This window comes from Janthinobacterium sp. P210006 (genome assembly GCF_036231885.1).
GTDB classification, from domain to species: domain Bacteria; phylum Pseudomonadota; class Gammaproteobacteria; order Burkholderiales; family Burkholderiaceae_D; genus Janthinobacterium; species Janthinobacterium violaceinigrum.
This window is the reverse complement of record NZ_JAZARD010000005.1, coordinates 15,661-34,005: the sequence shown is the minus strand read 5'-3', so window position 1 is coordinate 34,005 and position 18,345 is coordinate 15,661. Positions and strand designations below refer to the sequence as shown.

Annotated in this window: 14 protein-coding genes and 1 pseudogene; 8 read left to right on the top strand and 7 right to left on the bottom strand. The window is 62.5% G+C overall.

The window, feature by feature from the left end; translation table 11 throughout:
• Positions 1–122 precede the first annotated feature (122 nt).
• The 4 genes from VPH41_RS23490 to xapA form a co-directional block, all read right to left on the bottom strand.
• Positions 123–2,504, bottom strand: a complete 2,382-nt coding sequence (locus VPH41_RS23490; RefSeq protein ID WP_442906312.1) for an aldehyde dehydrogenase family protein — start codon at positions 2,502–2,504, stop codon at positions 123–125.
• A gap of 12 nt (positions 2,505–2,516) precedes the next feature.
• Entirely contained in the window at positions 2,517–3,476 is a 960-nt protein-coding gene (gene deoC, locus VPH41_RS23485) for a deoxyribose-phosphate aldolase (RefSeq protein ID WP_152281680.1), read from the bottom strand.
• Complete coding sequence (locus VPH41_RS23480; RefSeq protein ID WP_152281681.1) at positions 3,473–4,666, bottom strand: phosphopentomutase; 1,194 nt, start codon at positions 4,664–4,666, stop codon at positions 3,473–3,475. The genes deoC and VPH41_RS23480 overlap by 4 nt, the downstream gene beginning before the upstream one ends.
• 120 nt (positions 4,667–4,786) lie before the next feature.
• A complete protein-coding gene (gene xapA / locus VPH41_RS23475; protein WP_287775683.1) occupies positions 4,787–5,626 on the bottom strand; it encodes a xanthosine phosphorylase in 840 nt (279 codons plus the stop codon).
• Positions 5,627–6,016: 390 nt separating this feature from the next.
• On the opposite strand from xapA, the gene VPH41_RS23470 reads away from it, so the two are divergent.
• From VPH41_RS23470 to VPH41_RS23440, 7 genes are all read left to right on the top strand, one after another.
• Complete coding sequence (locus tag VPH41_RS23470; RefSeq protein ID WP_152281683.1) at positions 6,017–7,174, top strand: carbohydrate kinase; 1,158 nt, start codon at positions 6,017–6,019, stop codon at positions 7,172–7,174.
• A 3-nt stretch (positions 7,175–7,177) separates the two neighbouring features.
• A complete protein-coding gene (locus tag VPH41_RS23465) occupies positions 7,178–8,107 on the top strand; it encodes a pseudouridine-5'-phosphate glycosidase (protein WP_405002783.1) in 930 nt (309 codons plus the stop codon).
• Positions 8,108–8,186: 79 nt separating this feature from the next.
• Positions 8,187–9,089 carry a LysR family transcriptional regulator gene (locus VPH41_RS23460; protein WP_152281684.1) on the top strand — a complete coding sequence of 301 codons (903 nt, stop codon included), beginning with the start codon at positions 8,187–8,189 and terminating at the stop codon, positions 9,087–9,089.
• Between the two features lie 379 nt (positions 9,090–9,468).
• Positions 9,469–10,464 (top strand): BMP family lipoprotein, encoded by a 996-nt coding sequence (locus tag VPH41_RS23455; RefSeq protein ID WP_086145103.1) that lies wholly within the window; start codon positions 9,469–9,471, stop codon positions 10,462–10,464.
• Positions 10,465–10,545: 81 nt separating this feature from the next.
• Positions 10,546–12,075, top strand: a complete 1,530-nt coding sequence (locus VPH41_RS23450; protein ID WP_328571680.1) for an ABC transporter ATP-binding protein — start codon at positions 10,546–10,548, stop codon at positions 12,073–12,075.
• Positions 12,072–13,151 carry an ABC transporter permease gene (locus VPH41_RS23445; RefSeq protein ID WP_034754518.1) on the top strand — a complete coding sequence of 360 codons (1,080 nt, stop codon included), beginning with the start codon at positions 12,072–12,074 and terminating at the stop codon, positions 13,149–13,151. The genes VPH41_RS23450 and VPH41_RS23445 overlap by 4 nt, the downstream gene beginning before the upstream one ends.
• Positions 13,152–13,155: 4 nt before the next feature.
• Positions 13,156–14,127, top strand: a complete 972-nt coding sequence (locus VPH41_RS23440) for an ABC transporter permease (RefSeq protein WP_328571679.1) — start codon at positions 13,156–13,158, stop codon at positions 14,125–14,127.
• Between the two features lie 426 nt (positions 14,128–14,553).
• On the opposite strand, the pseudogene VPH41_RS23435 reads toward VPH41_RS23440, so the two are convergent.
• Positions 14,554–15,138 (bottom strand): annotated as a pseudogene (locus VPH41_RS23435) (NUDIX domain-containing protein); the annotation flags it as partial.
• Positions 15,139–15,223: 85 nt separating this feature from the next.
• On the opposite strand from VPH41_RS23435, the gene VPH41_RS23430 reads away from it, so the two are divergent.
• Positions 15,224–15,988 (top strand): DeoR/GlpR family DNA-binding transcription regulator, encoded by a 765-nt coding sequence (locus VPH41_RS23430; RefSeq protein ID WP_152256609.1) that lies wholly within the window; start codon positions 15,224–15,226, stop codon positions 15,986–15,988.
• Positions 15,989–16,034: 46 nt separating this feature from the next.
• On the opposite strand, the gene VPH41_RS23425 is transcribed toward VPH41_RS23430, so the two are convergent.
• Together VPH41_RS23425 and VPH41_RS23420 are read right to left on the bottom strand one after the other, a co-directional pair.
• Entirely contained in the window at positions 16,035–17,105 is a 1,071-nt protein-coding gene (locus VPH41_RS23425) for a S1/P1 nuclease (protein ID WP_328571678.1), read from the bottom strand.
• An 8-nt stretch (positions 17,106–17,113) separates the two neighbouring features.
• Complete coding sequence (locus VPH41_RS23420; RefSeq protein ID WP_328571677.1) at positions 17,114–18,343, bottom strand: phospholipase D-like domain-containing protein; 1,230 nt, start codon at positions 18,341–18,343, stop codon at positions 17,114–17,116.
• Between the last annotated feature and the right edge of the window lie 2 nt (positions 18,344–18,345).

The following is an 18,345-nucleotide window of genomic DNA, read 5'->3' as shown; positions in this document are numbered from 1 at the left end:
GAGGTACTGTTCCAATCCAGCGGCGCCCGATGCCTGCGCCCTGCTGGTGAAAGCAACTTGGGGCCGGCGCCCCGGCGCATCGCTGCGCGGAAGATCCGGCCCCACCGTCCTGCTCTACAACCTTAGACGCCGTAAGGAATCCACACGTTTTTCACTTGCGACGCATGCGCCAGCACGGCGCGGCCGCCGCTTTGGGCCGCACTGTACCAGTCGCGGCCCTTGGCGCCGCCGACCCAGGTGCGCTTCAGGGTGCCGGCCGACAGGCGCTCGACTTCCGCGCAGCCTTCGGCGGAACCGTCATGGCGCCACACGGCGTCGATGTCGGCGTGCGTGGCCAGCGTGCGCGCCAGTTCATCGGCGTTGCCGCTGATGATGTTGACGACGCCACCGGGCAAGTCGGACGTATCGAACACCTGGTACAGGTCCAGCGCGGAGAGCGGATGCGCTTCCGACGGCACCACCACCACGCGGTTGCCCAGCGCGATGGCCGGTGCCACCAGCGAAATGAAGCCCAGCAAAGGCGCTTCGTTCGGGCAGACGATGCCGATCACGCCGACGGCTTCATTGAGCGCCACGGTGATGCCCTTCGTTGGCGGCTGGTGCGCCAGGCCATCGTACTTGTCGGCCCAGGCCGCGTAGTAGAACAGGCGTTCGATCGATGCCTGCACTTCCTTCTCCGGGTTCTTGTTGCCCGTCATGGCGGCGATGCGGGCGGCAAATTCGTCGGCGCGCGCAGCCAGGTTCTCGGCGATGTAGTACAGCACTTGCGCGCGGTTGTGCGCCGTGGCGCCGGTCCAGCCGGATGCCTTGTGGGCCGCTTCGACGGCGTTGCGGATATCCTTGCGGCTGCCCACGCCCACTTCGGCCAGCAAGGCGCCGTTCGCGCCGAACACGGGAGCGCTGTAGGCGCTGTCAGGGCGCGCCTGCTTGCCGCCGATGTACATCTTGGCCGTGCGGTCGATGGCGAAAGGATCGGCGGCTGCCGGTTTCGCATTGCCCTTGGCTTTCGCTTCCACCACCGGCAAGGCCGGACGCGCATCTTCGGCCAGGGCCGTCATGTATTCCAGCATGCCTTCGCGGCCGCCTTCGCGGCCGAAGCCCGATTCGCGGTAGCCGCCGAAGCCGCAGGCCGCGTCGAACTGGTTGGCGCTGTTGATCCACACCACGCCGGCCTTGATGGCGGGAGCGATGTCCAGCGCCAGGCTGATCGACTCGGTCCACACGCTGGCGGCCAGGCCGTACACCGTGTTGTTCGCCAGCTGCACCGCTTCAGGCGGCGTGCGGAAGCTCATCGCCACCAGCACGGGGCCGAAGATCTCAGCCTGCGCCACGGCGGCCGATGTCGACGCGCCCGTGATCAGGGTCGGCGGGAACCACGAACCGTCCGCCGGCAATTCGCACGCGGGCTGCCATACGTCGCAGCCTTCGGCACGGGCCGAATCGACCAGCGCGGCGATGCGCTGGCGCTGTACCGGGTCGACCAGCGCGCCCACGTCCATCGATTTGTCCAGCGGCGAGCCGAGACGCAGGTTTTCCATGCGCGCGCGTACCTTGTTCAGGAAGCGCTCCTGGATCGATTCCTGCACCAGCAGGCGCGAACCGGCGCAGCACACTTGGCCCTGGTTGAACCAGATCGAATCAACCAGGCCTTCCACGGCGCCGTCCAGGTCTGCATCTTCAAAGACGATGAATGGCGACTTGCCGCCCAATTCGAGGGACAACTTCTTGCCGCTGCCGGCCGTCGCCTCGCGGATCAGACGGCCCACTTCCGTGGAACCCGTAAACGCGATCTTGTCGACGCCAGGATGGTTGACGATGGCCGAACCCACGCGGCCGTCGCCGGTGACGATGTTGACCACGCCGGCCGGCACGCCCGCCTGCACGCACAGTTCGGCGAACAGCATGGCGGTGAGCGAGGTGAATTCGGCCGGCTTGAAGACCACCGTGTTACCGGCGGCCAGGGCCGGGGCGATTTTCCACGACAGCATCAGCAGGGGGAAATTCCACGGCACGATCTGGCCCACCACGCCCACGGCGCGGTAGTCGGCGAATTCTTCCGATTGCAGCTGCGCCCAGCCGGCGTGATGGTAGAAGTGGCGCGCGGCCAGCGGCAGGTCGATATCGCGCGTTTCGCGGATGGTCTTGCCGTTGTCCAGGGTTTCCAGCACGGCGAACAGGCGCGAATGCTTTTGCAGCAAACGGGCCAGCGCGTACATGACCTTGGCGCGGCCATGGCCGCCCATGCCTTGCCACACGGGCAGCGCGCGGCGCGCCGCTTCCACGGCGCGTTCCACGTCCGCGTCAGTGGCTTGCGTCAGTTCGGCCAGTTGCGCGCCGTCGGCAGGATTGGTCGAGGCGAACAGCTCGGCCGGCTCGCTCCAGGCGTTGTCGATAAACAGGCCGAACTTGCGCTGGTGGCCGTCGAGCCACGCCTGTGCTTCTTTTTGACTTTCGGGAGCTGGGCCGTAGTCCATAGTAGTGAGAATCTCGTTAATTGTAGGCATGACGAATGTTCTTTAAGGTTGTGCGTGACGATGATTGGCCGAGTAGCTGCCGGTGACGTAGTGCTCGAGCTGGCGCTCGATGTCGGTCAGCAGGCTGGAAGCGCCGATGCGGAACAGGTGCGGCTGCAGCCATTCATTGCCCAGTTCTTCCTTCATCAGGGTCAGGTATTGCAGCGCGCTCTTGGCCGAGCTGACGCCGCCGGCCGGCTTGAAGCCCACCTGGAAACCCGTCTGCTCGTGGTATTCGCGGATCGTGCGCACCATCGTCAGGGCCACGGGAATGGTGGCGTTCACGCCTTCCTTGCCGGTGGACGTCTTGATGAAATCGGCGCCCGCCATCATGCAGACCCACGACGCCTTGGCCACGTTTTCCATCGTCAGCAAGTCGCCCGTGGCGAGAATCGCCTTCACGTGCGCTTCGCCGCAGGCCTTGCGGTAGGCCAGCATTTCGTCGTACAGCACTTGCCAGTTGCCGTTCAGGACATGCTGGCGCGTGATGACGATATCGATTTCCGAGGCGCCCGCGGCGACCGACAGTTCGATCTCGCGCAGCTTCGTTTCCATGCTCGTCAGGCCGGCCGGGAAACCCGTCGACACGGCAGCGATGGGCAAGCGGCCCTGGATGACTTGCACGGCCGGGGCGATCATCTCGTGGTACACGCACACGGCGCCGGTGCTCAGTTCCGTCAGGCCCAGTGCGGCCATCAGGTCGGCGCGCAAGGGGCGCATGGCCTTCATGCACAGGCGTTCCACGCGGCCCGGGGTATCGTCGCCGCCCAGGGTGGTCAGGTCGATCATCTGGATGGCTTTCACCAGCCAGGCGGCCTGGTATTCCTTTTTCACCGTACGGCGGTTCGCCAGGCTGGCCGCGCGGCGGTCCGTCGCGGCGCGGTTGACGCGGATCTGGTTGATCCAGCCCAGGTCGAGGCCAACGGCCTCGTTACGCTTGAATTCGGGGTGCATGAGTGTCATAACAAGCTGGTTCCATTAGCAAGTGGTGGTACGCCAAGGTGCTTGGCGAGGGTTTGGCCAATATCGGAGAAGGTCTCGGAAATACCCAGTGCGCGCGGGGCGACGCCGGGACCGAAGAAGATCATCGGAATGTGTTCGCGGGTGTGGTCGGAGCCGTGCCAGGTGGGGTCGCAGCCATGGTCGGCGGTGATCACGACCAGGTCGCCTTCCTTCAGCTTGGCCATGAATTCCGGCAGGCGCGCATCCATTTCGCGCAGCGCATCGGCATAGCCCTCGACGTTGCGGCGGTGGCCGAAAGCCTGGTCGAAATCGACGAAGTTCACAAAAGTGAGCGACTTGTCCTGCACTTCATCGGCCGTCTTCAGCAGCGCTTCGAACAGCGCCATGTTGTCGACGCCCTTCACGACGCGCGAGATGCCCTGGGTAGCGAAGATGTCGCTGATCTTGCCCAGGCCGACCACTTCGCCGCCCGCATTCTTCACGTGGTCGAGCAGGGTCGGCGCGGGTGGCGCGACGGCGTAGTCGTGGCGGTTGGAAGTGCGCGTGTAGTTGCCGTTGCTGCCCGTGAACGGGCGGGCGATGACGCGACCGATGTTGTACGGTTCGACCAGCTTGAAGGCCATTTCGCACACCTGGTACAGGCGTTCGAGGCCGAACGATTCTTCGTGCGCGGCGATCTGCATCACCGAGTCGCCCGACGTATAGATAATCAGCTTGCCCGTGGCGACGTGCTCGTCGCCATGCTTGTTGATGATGTCCGTGCCCGAGGCATGGCAGTCGCCCAGGAAGCCGGGCACGCCCGACATGGCCTTGAGCTTGTCGGTCAGGTCGGCAGGGAACGACGGCGTCGTGCGGGGGAAGTAGCCCCAGTCGAATTCGACGGGCACGCCGGCGATTTCCCAGTGGCCGCTCTGCGTGTCCTTGCCGGTGGAGCGCTCGCGCGCCGCACCGTAGGCGCCGGTAAAACCGTCGCGCTGGTCGAAGCCCGTGGCCCATTCGCCGCTGGCCAGGTGCGCGGCGGCGCCCAGTCCCAGGCGTTCCATGTTAGGGAGTTTCAAGGTCTTGCCGCTTTTGGCGACAGTGCTGGCAATGTGGCCAAAGGTATTGGCACCTGCGTCGCCATACTTGGCGGCGTCTGGCGTCGCGCCAAGGCCGAAGGAATCAAGCAGGAGGATAAATGCGCGTGACATGATAAGGCTCGCTCTATGAAGGTAATGCGGGATGATGCGAACAGTGTAGGCCGGAATTTCCCGGCCTGCCGCGCGGCTGCGCCAGTGTGTGGCGCGCCGCTACTGCGTAAAGAAGAATGCTTAGGCTTGCGGCTTTTCAGCTACCTTGGAGAGGAAAGCCAGGATCAGCTTGACCAGGTCTTTCGCGCCGATGGCCGCGTACTTCAGGGTTTGTTCGTGCGACAGGGCGAATGGCGACATGCCTTCGGCCAGGTTGGTGATGACGGACACGCCCACCACTTTCAGGTCGCAATGGCGGGCCGACACCACTTCCGGCACCACCGACATGCCGACCGTGTCGGCGCCCAGGCGGGCCATCATGCGGATTTCGGCGGCCGTCTCGAAGTTCGGGCCAGGGTAGGCGACGAACACGCCTTCGTGCAGGGTGATGCCGTTCGAAGCAGCCGTGTCCTTGACCAGGTTGCGCAGGTCCGCATCGTAGGCATTGGCCATGCTGAAGAAGCGCGGGCCGAAGCGGTCGTCGTTCGGGCCGACCATCGGCGTGCCTGGCAACAGGTTGATATGGTCGCTGATGGCCACCAGACTGCCGGCGTCCACTTCGGGGCGCAGGGAACCGGCAGCGTTGGTGACGAACAGCATTTCGCAGCCCAGCAGTTTCAGGGTGCGGATGGCGCTCGTCATCACGCCCATGCCATAGCCTTCATAGAAGTGGCCGCGGCCCTTCATGCAGACGACGGCGACGCCCGACAGGGTGCCGACCACCAGTTCGCCGGCATGGCCGTGCACGGTGCTGATCGGGAAACCTGGCAACTCGTCAAAGCTGATGCTGACGGCGTCCGTCATCTGCTCGGCCAATACGCCCAGGCCGGAGCCGAGGATCATCGCCACGCGCGGCTTGAAATTTTCTGGGGCGCGGGCACGGATGATTTCGGCGGCGTGGAAAGGGGCGTTGTTCGACATGGTTATCCTCTGAGTGACTAATGATGATGGTTGCTGCCTGCGCGATCGTGTCCGGGTGGGGACTGCGGCCCAGGTATCGGGTATGCATGGGTGTTGCTGGACTATCCAGATGCGTATTGCCATTAATTGCCGCCACTATGCATCAAACGGAATATGTATGGCAAATACCATTTTTCTTGCCCATTTATACAATTCAAATATAAATGGCCGATATTATAGTCCAGGCAAGCGCTCGCCCGCCAGCGGCGGCCACGCCCTTGCAATGCCCCGTAAATCCATGCATACAAGCTCCATACGAGCACTTTTCGCGCACGCCCGGCACGCGCTTGACACGATCAAGACAAATGTTTACAGTTTAAGACAAATGTTTAAACCTCCTGCGAACACCTTGTGACCGATACCAATAAAAAAGACCAGTTGTACACGCTGATCCGCAACAACCCCTTCATCTCGCAGCAGGACCTGGCGAACGAACTGGGCTTGTCGCGCTCGGCCGTCGCCGGCCATATCGCCGGCCTCATACGCGAGCGGCGCCTGCTGGGACGCGCCTACGTGCTGCCCGACAGTCGCCCCGTGCTGTGCATAGGCGCCGCCAACCTGGACCGCAAGATGCGCACCCTGGCAACCTTGCAGATGGGCACCTCGAATCCCGTGCGCTCGGAAGAGGTGTTTGGCGGCGTGGGCCGCAACATCGCGGAAAACCTGGCCCGCCTGGCCATCCCCGTGGCCCTGCTGACGGCCCTGGGCGACGATGCGGCCGGCCACGCGCTGCAGACGCACGCGGAAGACGCAGGCATCGACATGCGCGGCAGCTTGCATTTGAGCAACACCAGCAGCGGCACCTACACGGCCGTGCTCGACGAACATGGCGAAATGCTGCTGGCGATGGCCAATATGCAACTCTACGAACAGCTGACCCCCGCCTTCCTGCACAGCCGCCAGCCCCAGCGCGCAGCCGCCGCCCTCACCGTCTGCGACCTGAACCTGGGCCACGACAGCGTGCAGGCGCTGCTGGCCGATGCGCGCCAGGACGCCGCCCACGCGACGCCGCTGGTCATCGTTGCCGTCTCGCAGCCGAAGATGGCGCACCTGCCGCAAGACCTGGCGGGCTTGCACCTGCTGATCCTCAACCGTGGCGAACTGGAAACGCGCGTGGCGCGGGCCTTGCCGACGGCGTTCGACGTGCGCGCCGCCTGCCGCGAAGTGCAGCGCCAGGGCGCGCGCCAGGTGATCGTCACCTGCGGCGGCGAAGGCGTGTATTTCACGGACGGCGACGGCGTGGACGCGCCTGTCGAGCACTTGGCCGCGCGCGAAGTGGACGCCGTCGACGTGACGGGCGCCGGCGACGCGTTTTCCGCCGCCGTCTGCTGGTCGCTGTACCACGACAGCGGCGACTTGAAACTGGCGTGCCGGCGCGGCCTGAAGCTGGCCGCCATGACCCTGGAATCCGATGCCACCGTCTCGCCCCTGGTGTCGGCCGGCGCGCTCGACGACATCGACGACGCCGACCTGGCGCCACCTCCCCCTACCCTCTTTCAACAGGACTGACACATGACGCAATTGAATACCTTCCTCTCGTTCTCGCAAGAAGTGCTAGCCGCGCGCGCCGCCGGCAAGGCCATCGTGGCGCTGGAATCGACCATCATTTCGCACGGCATGCCGTATCCGCAAAACGTGGAAATGGCGCGCGAAGTGGAACAGATCATCCGGGACGGCGGCGCCGTGCCGGCCACCATCGCCATCATCGACGGCAAGATCTGCGTGGGCCTGTCGCCCGAGCAGCTCGAATTGCTGGGCACCTCGCCCGACGCCATGAAAGTCAGCCGCCGCGACCTGCCGTTCGTCCTGTCGCAAGGCAAGCTGGGCGCCACCACCGTGGCCGCCACCATGATCTGCGCGGAACTGGCCGGCATCGCCGTGTTCGTCACGGGCGGCATCGGCGGCGTGCACCGGGGCGCGGAAACGAGCTTCGATATTTCCGCCGACTTGCAGGAACTGGCGCACACCTCCGTGGCCGTCGTCTGCGCGGGCGTCAAGTCGATTCTCGACATCGGCCTGACGCTGGAATACCTGGAAACCCATGGCGTGCCCGTCATCAGCGTGGGCCAGGAAGGTTTTCCCGCCTTCTTCACGCGCGAAAGCGGCTACAAGGCCGATTTCCGCCTCGACACGCCAGCGGAACAGGCTGCCTTCATCGGCACCAAGTGGCAGCTGGGCTTGAAAGGCGGCGTGGTCGTCAGCAACCCCGTGCCAGCCGCGCAAGCGATGCCCAAGGAAGAAATCGATGCGATCACGACGCAAGCGCTGCAGGAAGCGGACGCGGGCGGCGTGAAAGGCAAGCAAGTGACGCCATTCCTGTTGTCGCGCATCAAGCAACTGACGAATGGCCGCAGCCTGGCGACGAATATCGCGCTGGTCAAGCACAATGCGCAAGTCGGCACCGCGCTGGCCATTGCCATGCAGGCAGTGGTGGCACGATAATAGGACTGCTGTAAAGAAGCGCGCGGCCGTTCACGGCGGCGCGCCGTTCCCGCTTAGCATCAGGTAATGCAAGGAAAGCATGTCCATCGATCTGAAACAGTTAAAGTATTTTCTTGCCGTTGCCGAGGAGAAAAGCTTCAGCCGCGCCGCCGAGCGCCTGCATATCTCGCAGCCGCCGTTGAGCCAGCAGATCATGAAACTGGAAAGCGAACTGGGCGTGCGCCTGTTTGCGCGCACCACGCGCACGTTCGAGCTGACGGTGGCGGGCAAGGCCCTGATGAACGAGGCGGCCGACCTGCTGGCCAAGATGCGCATGACCATCGACACCATCCGCCAGATCGACCGCGGCGAAGTGGGCCGCTTGCGCGTGGGTATCGTGGGCTCGGCCATGTGGGGCCCCATTCCCAGCCTGCTGGAAGAATTCCAGACCAAATTCCCCCGCGTCACCTGGACCATCCATGAATTCGGTCCCACGGTGCAGTACGAAGCCTTGCGCGCCAAGCAGATCGACGTGGGTTTCTGGCGCGAACCCAAGCTCAACGACGACGACTTGCGTCACGATAATTTACGCCAGGAACTGTGCTTCCGCGAAAATGTGTGCGTGGCCGTCAATGAACACCATCCGCTGGCGAAAAACACGGCCATCGAACTGATCGACATCGCCCACGAACCGATGCTCACCCTGAACCTCGATAAATCCGCGTTTCCCCGCTATTTGGTGCAATGCTGCATCAATGCGGGTTTCGAACCCGTGATCTTCCAGGAAGCAAGCGAGCCGCAAACCCTGCTGGCCATGGTGGGCGCGGGCCTGGGCGTGACCCTGGTGCCGGAAACGACAAGCCGCATCGGCTGGCCCGGCGTCGTGTTCCTGCCGATCAAGACCAATCCCCCCTCGGCCAATCTGTACATCAGCTACACCACGCTCGACGACGCCCCCGTCGTGCGGGCCTTTTTGAATATCCTGAATCCTCCCGCCGCTTGACGCCCAATTTATATGACTTTCATATAAATAATTAAACAAAAACGTATTTGTCATACATATCTGGCATGATGCATAGTGATTCGGACGCCCATCGTGGCGCCGGTCCTGTGCCTGCCCTGCCCGTCCACTGACGGCGCATCCCAGCCCGTTCCGGCACCGCCATTCGATGTTGTAAGCATAAAAGAGACGCGGCGCGACTGTTGCATGAGCATCACACTGACGACATAAAATCATACAAGGCCAGCAATGATCTTGTGCAATACAGTGCAATGTTGATAAGGAATTATCACCTCGTGCATCAAAAACAGGCTAAATCGGCCCCAAATTATATGTTTCACCTATAAAAAATATACAATATCGATCTTCCAGGAGCCAATTCATGAAACTTACACAATTTAGTTTGACGATCGCAGCCGTATTTCTGACTGCTCAAGCGTCCGCGGCTACCCCAAAACTGGGTGTCGTGTATGACGCGGGCGGCAAGTTCGACAAGTCGTTCAACCAATCCGCTTTCGAAGGCGCATCGCGCTTCAAAAAAGACACAGGCATTTCCTTCATCGAAGTACAGGCATCGAGCGATACGCAGGCTGAACAAGTCATGCGCGGCCTGGCCCGCAAGAAACTCGACATGATCGCCGCCATCGGCTTTGCGCAAACGCAAGCCGTGCAAAAGGTCGCCAAGGAATTCCCGAACGTGAAATTCGTGCTGATCGACGGCCAGGCCGCCGGCAGCAACGTCAATTCCGTCGTCTTCAAGGAAGAAGAAGGCTCCTATCTGGTGGGCGTGGCTGCGGCCATGGCCAGCAAGAGCAAGAAGGTTGGCTTCATCGGCGGCATCGATATTCCCCTGATCCGCAACTTCGCCTGCGGCTACGCGCAAGGCGTCAAGGCAGTGAATGCGAAGGCGGAAATCACGCAAAACATGGTCGGCACCACGTCCGGCGCCTGGAATGACCCGGCCAAGGGTGGCGAACTGGCCCGCTCGCAATTCGAGCGCGGCGTCGATGTCGTCTTCGCCGTCGCTGGCGGCAGCGGCATGGGCACCTTGCAAATGGCCAAGGAAAAAGGCAAGCTGGCCATCGGCGTCGATTCGAACCAGAACCATCTGTATCCAGGCAGCATCCTGACCTCGATGGTCAAGCGCGTCGACAACACGGTCTATGACAGCTTCATGGAAGTCAAGAACGGCACCTGGAAGGGCGGCGTCAGCTATAAAGGCTTGAAAGAAGGCGGCGTGGACTGGGCGCTCGACGCGAACAACCGCAAACTGATTACGCCAGAAATCGAAAAGCGCGTGTTGGGTGCGCGTAAGGACATTATCGATGGCAAGATCAAAGTGATCGATTACCGCGTCGGCAGCAGCTGCCCGGTTTAATTTTTCTCCGTATCTTTTAGCGCGCCGCCGGGGCCTGTCTCCGCGCGGCGCGTTTCCATGAAACTATCCAGTTATGAACCTATGCAGCCAGCAGTAGAATTTCGCAGCATTTCCAAGCAGTTTGGACATGTGAAGGCGAACGCCGACGTCAGTTTCTCCATCGCCAAGGGCAGTATCCACGGCCTGGTGGGGGAAAACGGCGCCGGCAAATCGACCTTGATGAGCATCCTGTACGGCTACTACCGTGCCGACGGCGGGGAAATCCTGCTCGACGGAAAAGTACAGCCTATCCGCAACAGCCAGGAAGCGATCAACCTCGGCATCGGCATGGTGCACCAGCACTTCATGCTGGTCGAGAACTTTACCGTCCTCGACAATATCATGCTGGGCACGGAAGGCGGTTTTCGCCTGGCCAGCCACCGTACGGAAGCGGAAGCCAAATTGCGCGAGATTTGCGCGCGCTACCGCCTCGACGTCGACCCGCTGGCGAAGATCGAAGACCTGTCCGTCGGTGCGCAGCAGCGCGTGGAAATTCTCAAGCAGATTTACCGCAGCGCCAATATCCTGATCCTCGACGAGCCGACAGCCGTGCTGACGGCCCAGGAAACGGCGTCCCTGTTTGAAATCCTGCGCCTGTTCAAGGAACAGGGCAAGACCATCATCCTGATCACGCACAAGCTGCAAGAGATCCTGGAAATCACCGACAACGTCACCGTCATGCGCGGCGGCACGGTGGTGGGCGCCGTGGCGACAAACGGCACCTCGAAGGAAGAGCTGGCCAACATGATGGTGGGCCGCCCCATCCAGAGTCATCTGCCCCGCGCACCGTACAATCCGGGCGCCACGGTGCTGGAAGTCGATGGGCTGCAACTGGCCGACGAGCAACAGGTCAAATTGCTGGCCGACATAGGCTTCAACTTGCGGGCCGGCGAAATCGTCGCCATCGCGGGGGTGTCGGGCAATGGCCAGAGCGAGTTGCTGGAAATCCTGTCGGGCATGCGCCTGCCCACCTCGGGCACCTTGCGCTTCCAGGGCAAGGACTTGCCGTTTGCCAAGCGCCACGATGCTGACGGCTTGCCGCTGGCCTTCCGCGACCTGGGCATCGCCCACATTCCGGAAGACCGCTTGCGCGATGGCGTGGTGAAGAATTTCTCCGTCATGCAGAACACCATCCTCGGCTACCAGGACCGCCTGAAAAACCGCTGGGGCTTGTTCAACTTCAAGGCCATCGGCGCCCGCTGCGCGGAATTGCTGAAAGCCTTCGACGTGCGTCCGGCCAATCCGGATCTGCGCATCGGCCTGCTGTCGGGCGGTAACCAGCAAAAGGTGGTGATCGCGCGCGAAGTGCTGGCCAAGCCGAAACTGATGCTGGTGGGCCAGCCCACGCGCGGCGTCGACATCGGCACCATCGAAAGCATCCATACGCAATTGCTGGCCCTGCGCGACGCGGGCGTGGCGATCCTGCTGGTCTCCGTCGAACTGGAAGAAGTGCGGGCGCTGGCCGACCGCATTCTCGTCATGTGCGGCGGACGCATCACCGGCGAACTGAAAATTGAAGAATTCGATACCACCCGCATCGGTCTGTTGATGGGGGGAATGCACAAATCATGAATAACGACTTGCCACGCTGGGCGACAGCCTTTGTCATGCCCATGTTAAACCTGCTGTCGGCCTTGCTGGTCGCAGCCCTGGTGATCTATATGCTGGGCGAAGACCCGGCCGAATCGCTGTCGATCCTCGTCCACAGCGCCATCCTCAATCCGGAAGGCTTGAGCTACACCCTGTTCTACGCCAGCACCTTCATTTTCACGGGCCTGTCCGTGTCCGTGGCGATGCAGGCCGGGCTGTTCAATATCGGTTCCGAAGGCCAGATGTATATCGGCGGCCTGGGCTTGACTGTCGCCATGCTGGCCTTCGACCAGACCCTGCCCGCCTGGCTCCTGATTCCGGCCGCCATGATCGGCGCGGCCCTGTTCGGCGCCCTGTGGGGTTTCCTGCCCGGCTACCTGCAAGCCAAACGGGGCAGCCACATCGTGGTCACCACCATCATGTTCAACTTCATCGCCGCCAGCCTGATGAACTTCATCATCGTGAAGTACCTGATTCCGCCGGGCGAGCAGAATACGGCCAGCCGCGTGTTTGCGGAAAGCGGCGAAATGCCGCGCCTCTCCACCTGGTTCCCGTCGCTGGGCGACACGCCGCTGAACATCAGCTTTATCCTGGCAATCGCTGCGCTGGTGATCTATGGCGTGATGGTCTGGCGCTCGTCGTGGGGCTTCAAGCTACGCGCCACGGGCCTCAACAAGCATGCGGCCCACTATGCGGGCGTGTCGATCAGCAAGATGATCATCATCGTCATGCTGATCTCGGGCGCGCTGGCGGGCCTCGGTTCCGTCAATTCCATCATGGGTTCGACGCACTACCTGTCGCTGAACTTCGTGGGCGGCGCCGGCTTCATCGGCATCGCCATCGCCCTGATGGGCCGCCAGCATCCGGTCGGCATCTTCCTGTCGGCCGTGCTGTTCGGCGCGCTGATCCAGGGCGGCTTCGACCTGTCGCTTGAAAAACCGAATATCCCAACGGAAACTTTCATTTTCATCCAGGGCTTGATCATCCTGTTCTGCGGCGCCATGGAAAACTTCTACGCACCGGCCATTTCCGCCCTGCTCAAGCGCACCAAAGGCTAACACCATGACACTCGACGACTTTCAATTCGCCAGCATCCTGGTATCGACCGTGCGCAATGCGCCCGTCCTGATCTTTGCCGCCATGGCCGGCCTGTTTGCCGAACGCAGCGGCATGATCGACATCGGCCTGGAAGGCAAGATCCTGGCCAGCGCCTTCGCGTCCGCCGCCGTGGCCTACACGACGCAAAGCCCGTATTACGGCATGGCTGCCGGCATGCTCGTGTGCGTCGCCCTGGCCCTGCTGCAAGCGTATGTCAGCATCACACAAAAAGGCAACCAGTTGGTGGCCGGCATGGCGATCAACATCGCCATGAGCGGACTGACGTTTGTGCTGGCGCAATTTTTCTTCCAGCAAGGCGGCCGTACGCCCGACCTCGGTTCGGCGCGGCTGTTCGACGTGGTCTTGCCGGGCACGCAATATGTGGAACATATCCCCTTCATCGGCTGGGTGTATGCCCATCTGATCGGCGGCCATTCCATCCTCGTGTATGTCGCCTTCCTCCTGATCCCGCTCGTGCACTGGCTGCTGTACCACACGCGCTTCGGCCTGCGCCTGCGCGCCTGCGGCGAAAACCCGCATGCGGCCGACTCGGCCGGCGTGAGCGTGGAAGCGACGCGCTACCTGGCCATGCTGGTGGCCGGCATCCTGTGCTCGTTCTCGGGTGCCTACCTCGCCATCGTGCAAAGCGGCTTCTTCCTGCGCGACATGTCGGCCGGCGCCGGCTACCTGGCCCTGACGGCCATGGTGTTCGGCAACTGGCGCCCTGTCTATACCTTCCTCGGCTGTCTGATGTTCGGCTTCTTTGCCGCCATCCAGATCCAGATCGAAGGCGTGGACTTGCCCGTTGTCGGCCGCATCCCCGGTTCGCTGATCCAGATGGTGCCGTATGTGGTCACGGTGATCGTGCTGGCGGGCCTGATGGCCAAATCGGTCGCACCGAAAGCCATCGGTATTCCATTTGTGAAGTCCCGTTAAGCCTGGCGTTGACTTGACGCAAAAAAAAAACGAAGCCCGCAGGCTTCGCTTTTTTTACGCCTGTGCAATCTCGTCCAGCGAGAAATACACGGCCAGCCCCAGGCTGCGCGCCACGGCCACCATCTGGTCGGCGCCCTGGGACGCGCCGCCGATACGCAGCACGGCATCGCAATGGCTCAATAGACGCGTCGCGTGCGTGTGGAACAAGTCTTCATACACGGCATCGCCCACCCGGGTGGAGCCGGCCAGCGCCAGCATGGGCAAGGCCAGCCATTCACCGAGCACGGGCATGTGGCCGGCTGCGTACAAGGGCAGGCAGACGGCTTGCATGGCCGCCACATTCGCCGCCATCAAGGCGGGATCGTCGCCCGTGCCGGAACGATACGGTCCAGCCACTAAAATCTGCAGCCCCCGCTTGCGCGGCATCAGGTGCAGCTGCGCATGCTGCAGCAGCATGATGGTCTTGCCGTCGCAGATGCGGCCATCGGCCACCATCTGCAGCGCCTGCGCCAGGGGCAGCTCCAGCACTTCGATATCCTCGCCTTCATGCACGAGGCCGCCGCCGTCGCCGATGCGGCTGGCCGGATCGTATTCCGCCACGAAGAAATGCACGCGTTCCGTCACGGAACCGGGACTCATGAAGGCGTCGAACACCTTGTGCACCTGGCCCACGCGGTAACCGGTTTCCTCTTCCACCTCGGCGCGGATGCGCTGTTCCGGGCTGGCTTCTTCCAGCAAGCCGGCCGCCGTCTCGATCAGGAAGCCGTCATGGCCTGCGCGATACGTGGGAAAGCGGAACTGGCGGATCAGGATCACCGTGCGCCTGATTTTGTTGTAAAGCAGGATGGTGGCGCCATCGCCGCGGTCGTAGGTTTCCCGCGTCTGCGTCTGCCACTGGCCGTCGTGGCGCAGATAGTCGAACGTGGTTTTCTGCAATAGATACCAGTCGTGCGACAGGGTCTGCACCTGCTGGATGCGGACCCGTTCCTGCTTCGTACTTTCTTCACGCATAGTGTCTCCTTGTGTCTGCATATGCTTGCCTTCGCCGACTTTATCATGCAAACTCGTGCAATATCAAGAATTAACGAGATAAATCATGCTCACACAGCAACGCAAACAATACCTGCTGGACTTGCTGCAGCGCGAAGGCCAGCTCGTCGCCAAGGCCGTCAGCGACACCCTGGGCTTGTCGGAAGACACGATACGGCGCGACCTGCGCGAGCTGGCCAAGGAAGGCTTGCTGGAGCGCGTGCACGGCGGCGCCCTGCCCTTGCTGTCCCGCTCGCCCGCGCTGGTGCCGTTTGCGGCCCGCGAGCAGATTTCGCCGCAAGCCAAGCCCGCCATCGGCCGGGCGGCCGGCGCCATGATACAAACGGGGCAGGTGGTGTTTCTCGATGGCGGCACGACGGCCGTGCAACTGGCGCGCCAGTTGCCGCGCGAGCTGCACGCCACGATCGTCACGCACAGCCCGTCGATTGCCGTCGAGCTGGTCAACCACCCGTCGATCGAGGTCCTGATGCTGGGCGGGCGCCTGTACAAGCACTCGATCGTGGGCGTCGGCGCGGCTACCGTGGAAGCCGTCGGCCGCATCCGCGCCGACCTGTATTTCATGGGCGTGGCCAGCCTGCATCCGCAAGCGGGCATCACCACGGGCGATTACGAGGAAGCGTGCGTGAAACGCGCCATGAGCGAGGCGTCCAGCCGCACCGTCGTGCTGGCTTCGCCGGAAAAATTCAACACGGCCTCGCCATTCCAAATTGCTCCCTTGAGCCAGGTCAACGACATCATCGTGCACCGCGACGTGGAAGACGCCCTGGTCGCGCCCTACCGCGACATGGGGATTGCCGTCACCCTGGCGTAAAAAAACGGCCCGCAGGCCGTTTTCCATTCATTTCGTTGCGGCCTGCTTATTGCGGCCAGATCGCCTGCAGCACGGCAGCCAGGTGGTAGCCCGCCTCGGTCAGCTGCTGCTTGGCCAGCGCCGAGCTGGGCACGGGATAGTTATCTGGCACCGTCAAGGCCCACACATTGTAGACCTCGGCCTTGCGGCTGGTCTGCTGCGTGGCCGGACCCGCCACCACATCGGTGAAAGCCATCTTCGACGCCGCCAGCGATGCATCGGCCCACTGATAGGGCCACGTGACGGGGTCGCCGCTGTTGCCGCTCACCATGGGCGCGCCGGCGATCACGGTACGGGCAAACTGCTGCGGGGTGCGCGTGCTCAGGCGGCGCATGGCGTAATCGACCACCGTCGTATCCCAGTACGAATGCAAAGGCTTGGTGAGCGACTTCGGATAGCTGCCGGCCGGCTTGGCCGCCCCCTCTTCCGCCGGCAGGGGCGCGGGGATCACGGCATCGGACAGCGCCGTCATCTTTGCATCGTCGAGCAGCAAGTCGTTGCCGCCCCGCGCATTGAAAATGGCGATGTCGTCGATCTGCGCCTGCGTGGCGGGCACGAAAAACTGGCCATCCTTGCCCACAAACGCATTGCCCACATGCAAAGGCTGGTGGATATCGCCCACCAGGTGGGTGATCAGGATCAGCGCTTCGCGCTGGCTGAAGCCATGCGGATTGCTGGCTGCATCTGCCTTGCCCTGCAATACCAGGATCGCCTGCTTGAGCGTCTGCACGATATCGTCGTCGGCCGTGCCCACGCCATGGTCGTGGTAGTGCGCGTTCTGGAACGGCACGTTCGTGTAATGGTATTCGCCATGCTTGGGGTTGGCTGCCACATACGCGAGCATTTCCGGCGATTGGGGGCCGCAATACGTCCCTTTCACGCAATCAGGCCAGTTGGCGATCTTTTCCAGGCTTTCGCCAGGCAACAGCAAGGCCGCGATCTGCGCCTGTGCCGCGCTGCCCTTGAGCAATTGATCAGCGATGGCGCCCACGGCGCGGTGGCCGTCGTTGCCCCAGGCCAGCACATTGCCGGAAGCGAAAGCGGCGCCCAGCGCCAGCACACTCAATAATTTCTTCATGTTCACCGTTATTCCTTGCCTTGCGGCGTCGCTTTCGCCGGCTTCGGATACTGTTTGTTGATGTCGATGGGCTGCGCGTACGCCGAGCTCCACGTCTGCTCATGCAGCGCGGCAATACGCTGCGCCATGGCATCGTTGCGCAGCACCACTTCCAGGTTGCGCGACAAGTCGAAATAACCGCCCGCCCAGTTGCTCGTGCCGACCCAGGCCAGCTTGCCATCGATACTCATGGTCTTGCTGTGGATCACGCGCGCGAACGGAATGAAACCGGTCGAGGCGGCAGGAATCGTCACGATGCGGATTTCCACGTTCGGCACCAGGGCCAAACTCTTCAGGTAAGCTATGGCCGGCGCTTCCGTATTCCAGGCGGACACCATCAGCTTGATCTTGACACCGCGCTGGGCGGCTGCGCGCACGGCGTTGTCGATCACGGCGTAGTACGGACGCGTACGGTTCGGGCCGTAGGACAGCGGCGCATAATCGAGCAACTGGATGCGCACTTCGCTTTTCGCGTCCGCCAGCAAGGCGGGCAAGCCCGTTTCCGAGTCGCCCACGCCGACCGGGTTGTAAGCATTCGGGCTGGCCAGCAGGAAAGCGTTTTGCGCGTAGTTCGCGGGCACGACCTTGCTGTTGAGCACCGTGGCGCGCCCGCCCTGCGACGTCAACGCCTGGGCTTGCCAATCCTGCTCAAAGATGGCTTGCACCTGGCTCACCATGGCCGGCTCCGTGATCTTCAAGCCCGTTTCATGGATGTGCTCGAACGAGCGCCAGTCAAAATTCTGACTGCCGATATACGCCACCTGGCCATCGACGGCCAGGTATTTCGCGTGCACGATGCCATTGCCCGTGACTTTATTGAAATCGATGAGGCGCAAGTCCAGGTTCGGAATCGCCTTGATCTGGGCGATGGTGGCCGCTTCCGACAGGCCCACGCCCTTCTGGTCCAGCAGGAAGCGGATCTTGACGCCGCGCTGGCCCGCGGCCGTCAAGCTGGCCAGCACTTTTTCGAAGGCCGTGCCCGGCTTGCTGACGGCATAGAACTGAGCGATGACGATTTCCTTTTTTGCCGCATCGAACAGCTCAGTCCACACGGCAACGGGTTCGCGCAGGTCGGGATTCGTCAAGCTGGTTTCAACGGGCGACGTGTGCACGAGTTCAAAGCCGGGAATGGTGAAATCGGCGTGGGCCGTGCCCGCGAACAGGCTGCTAAGTAATACGGAAACAAATAAGCGACGCATGG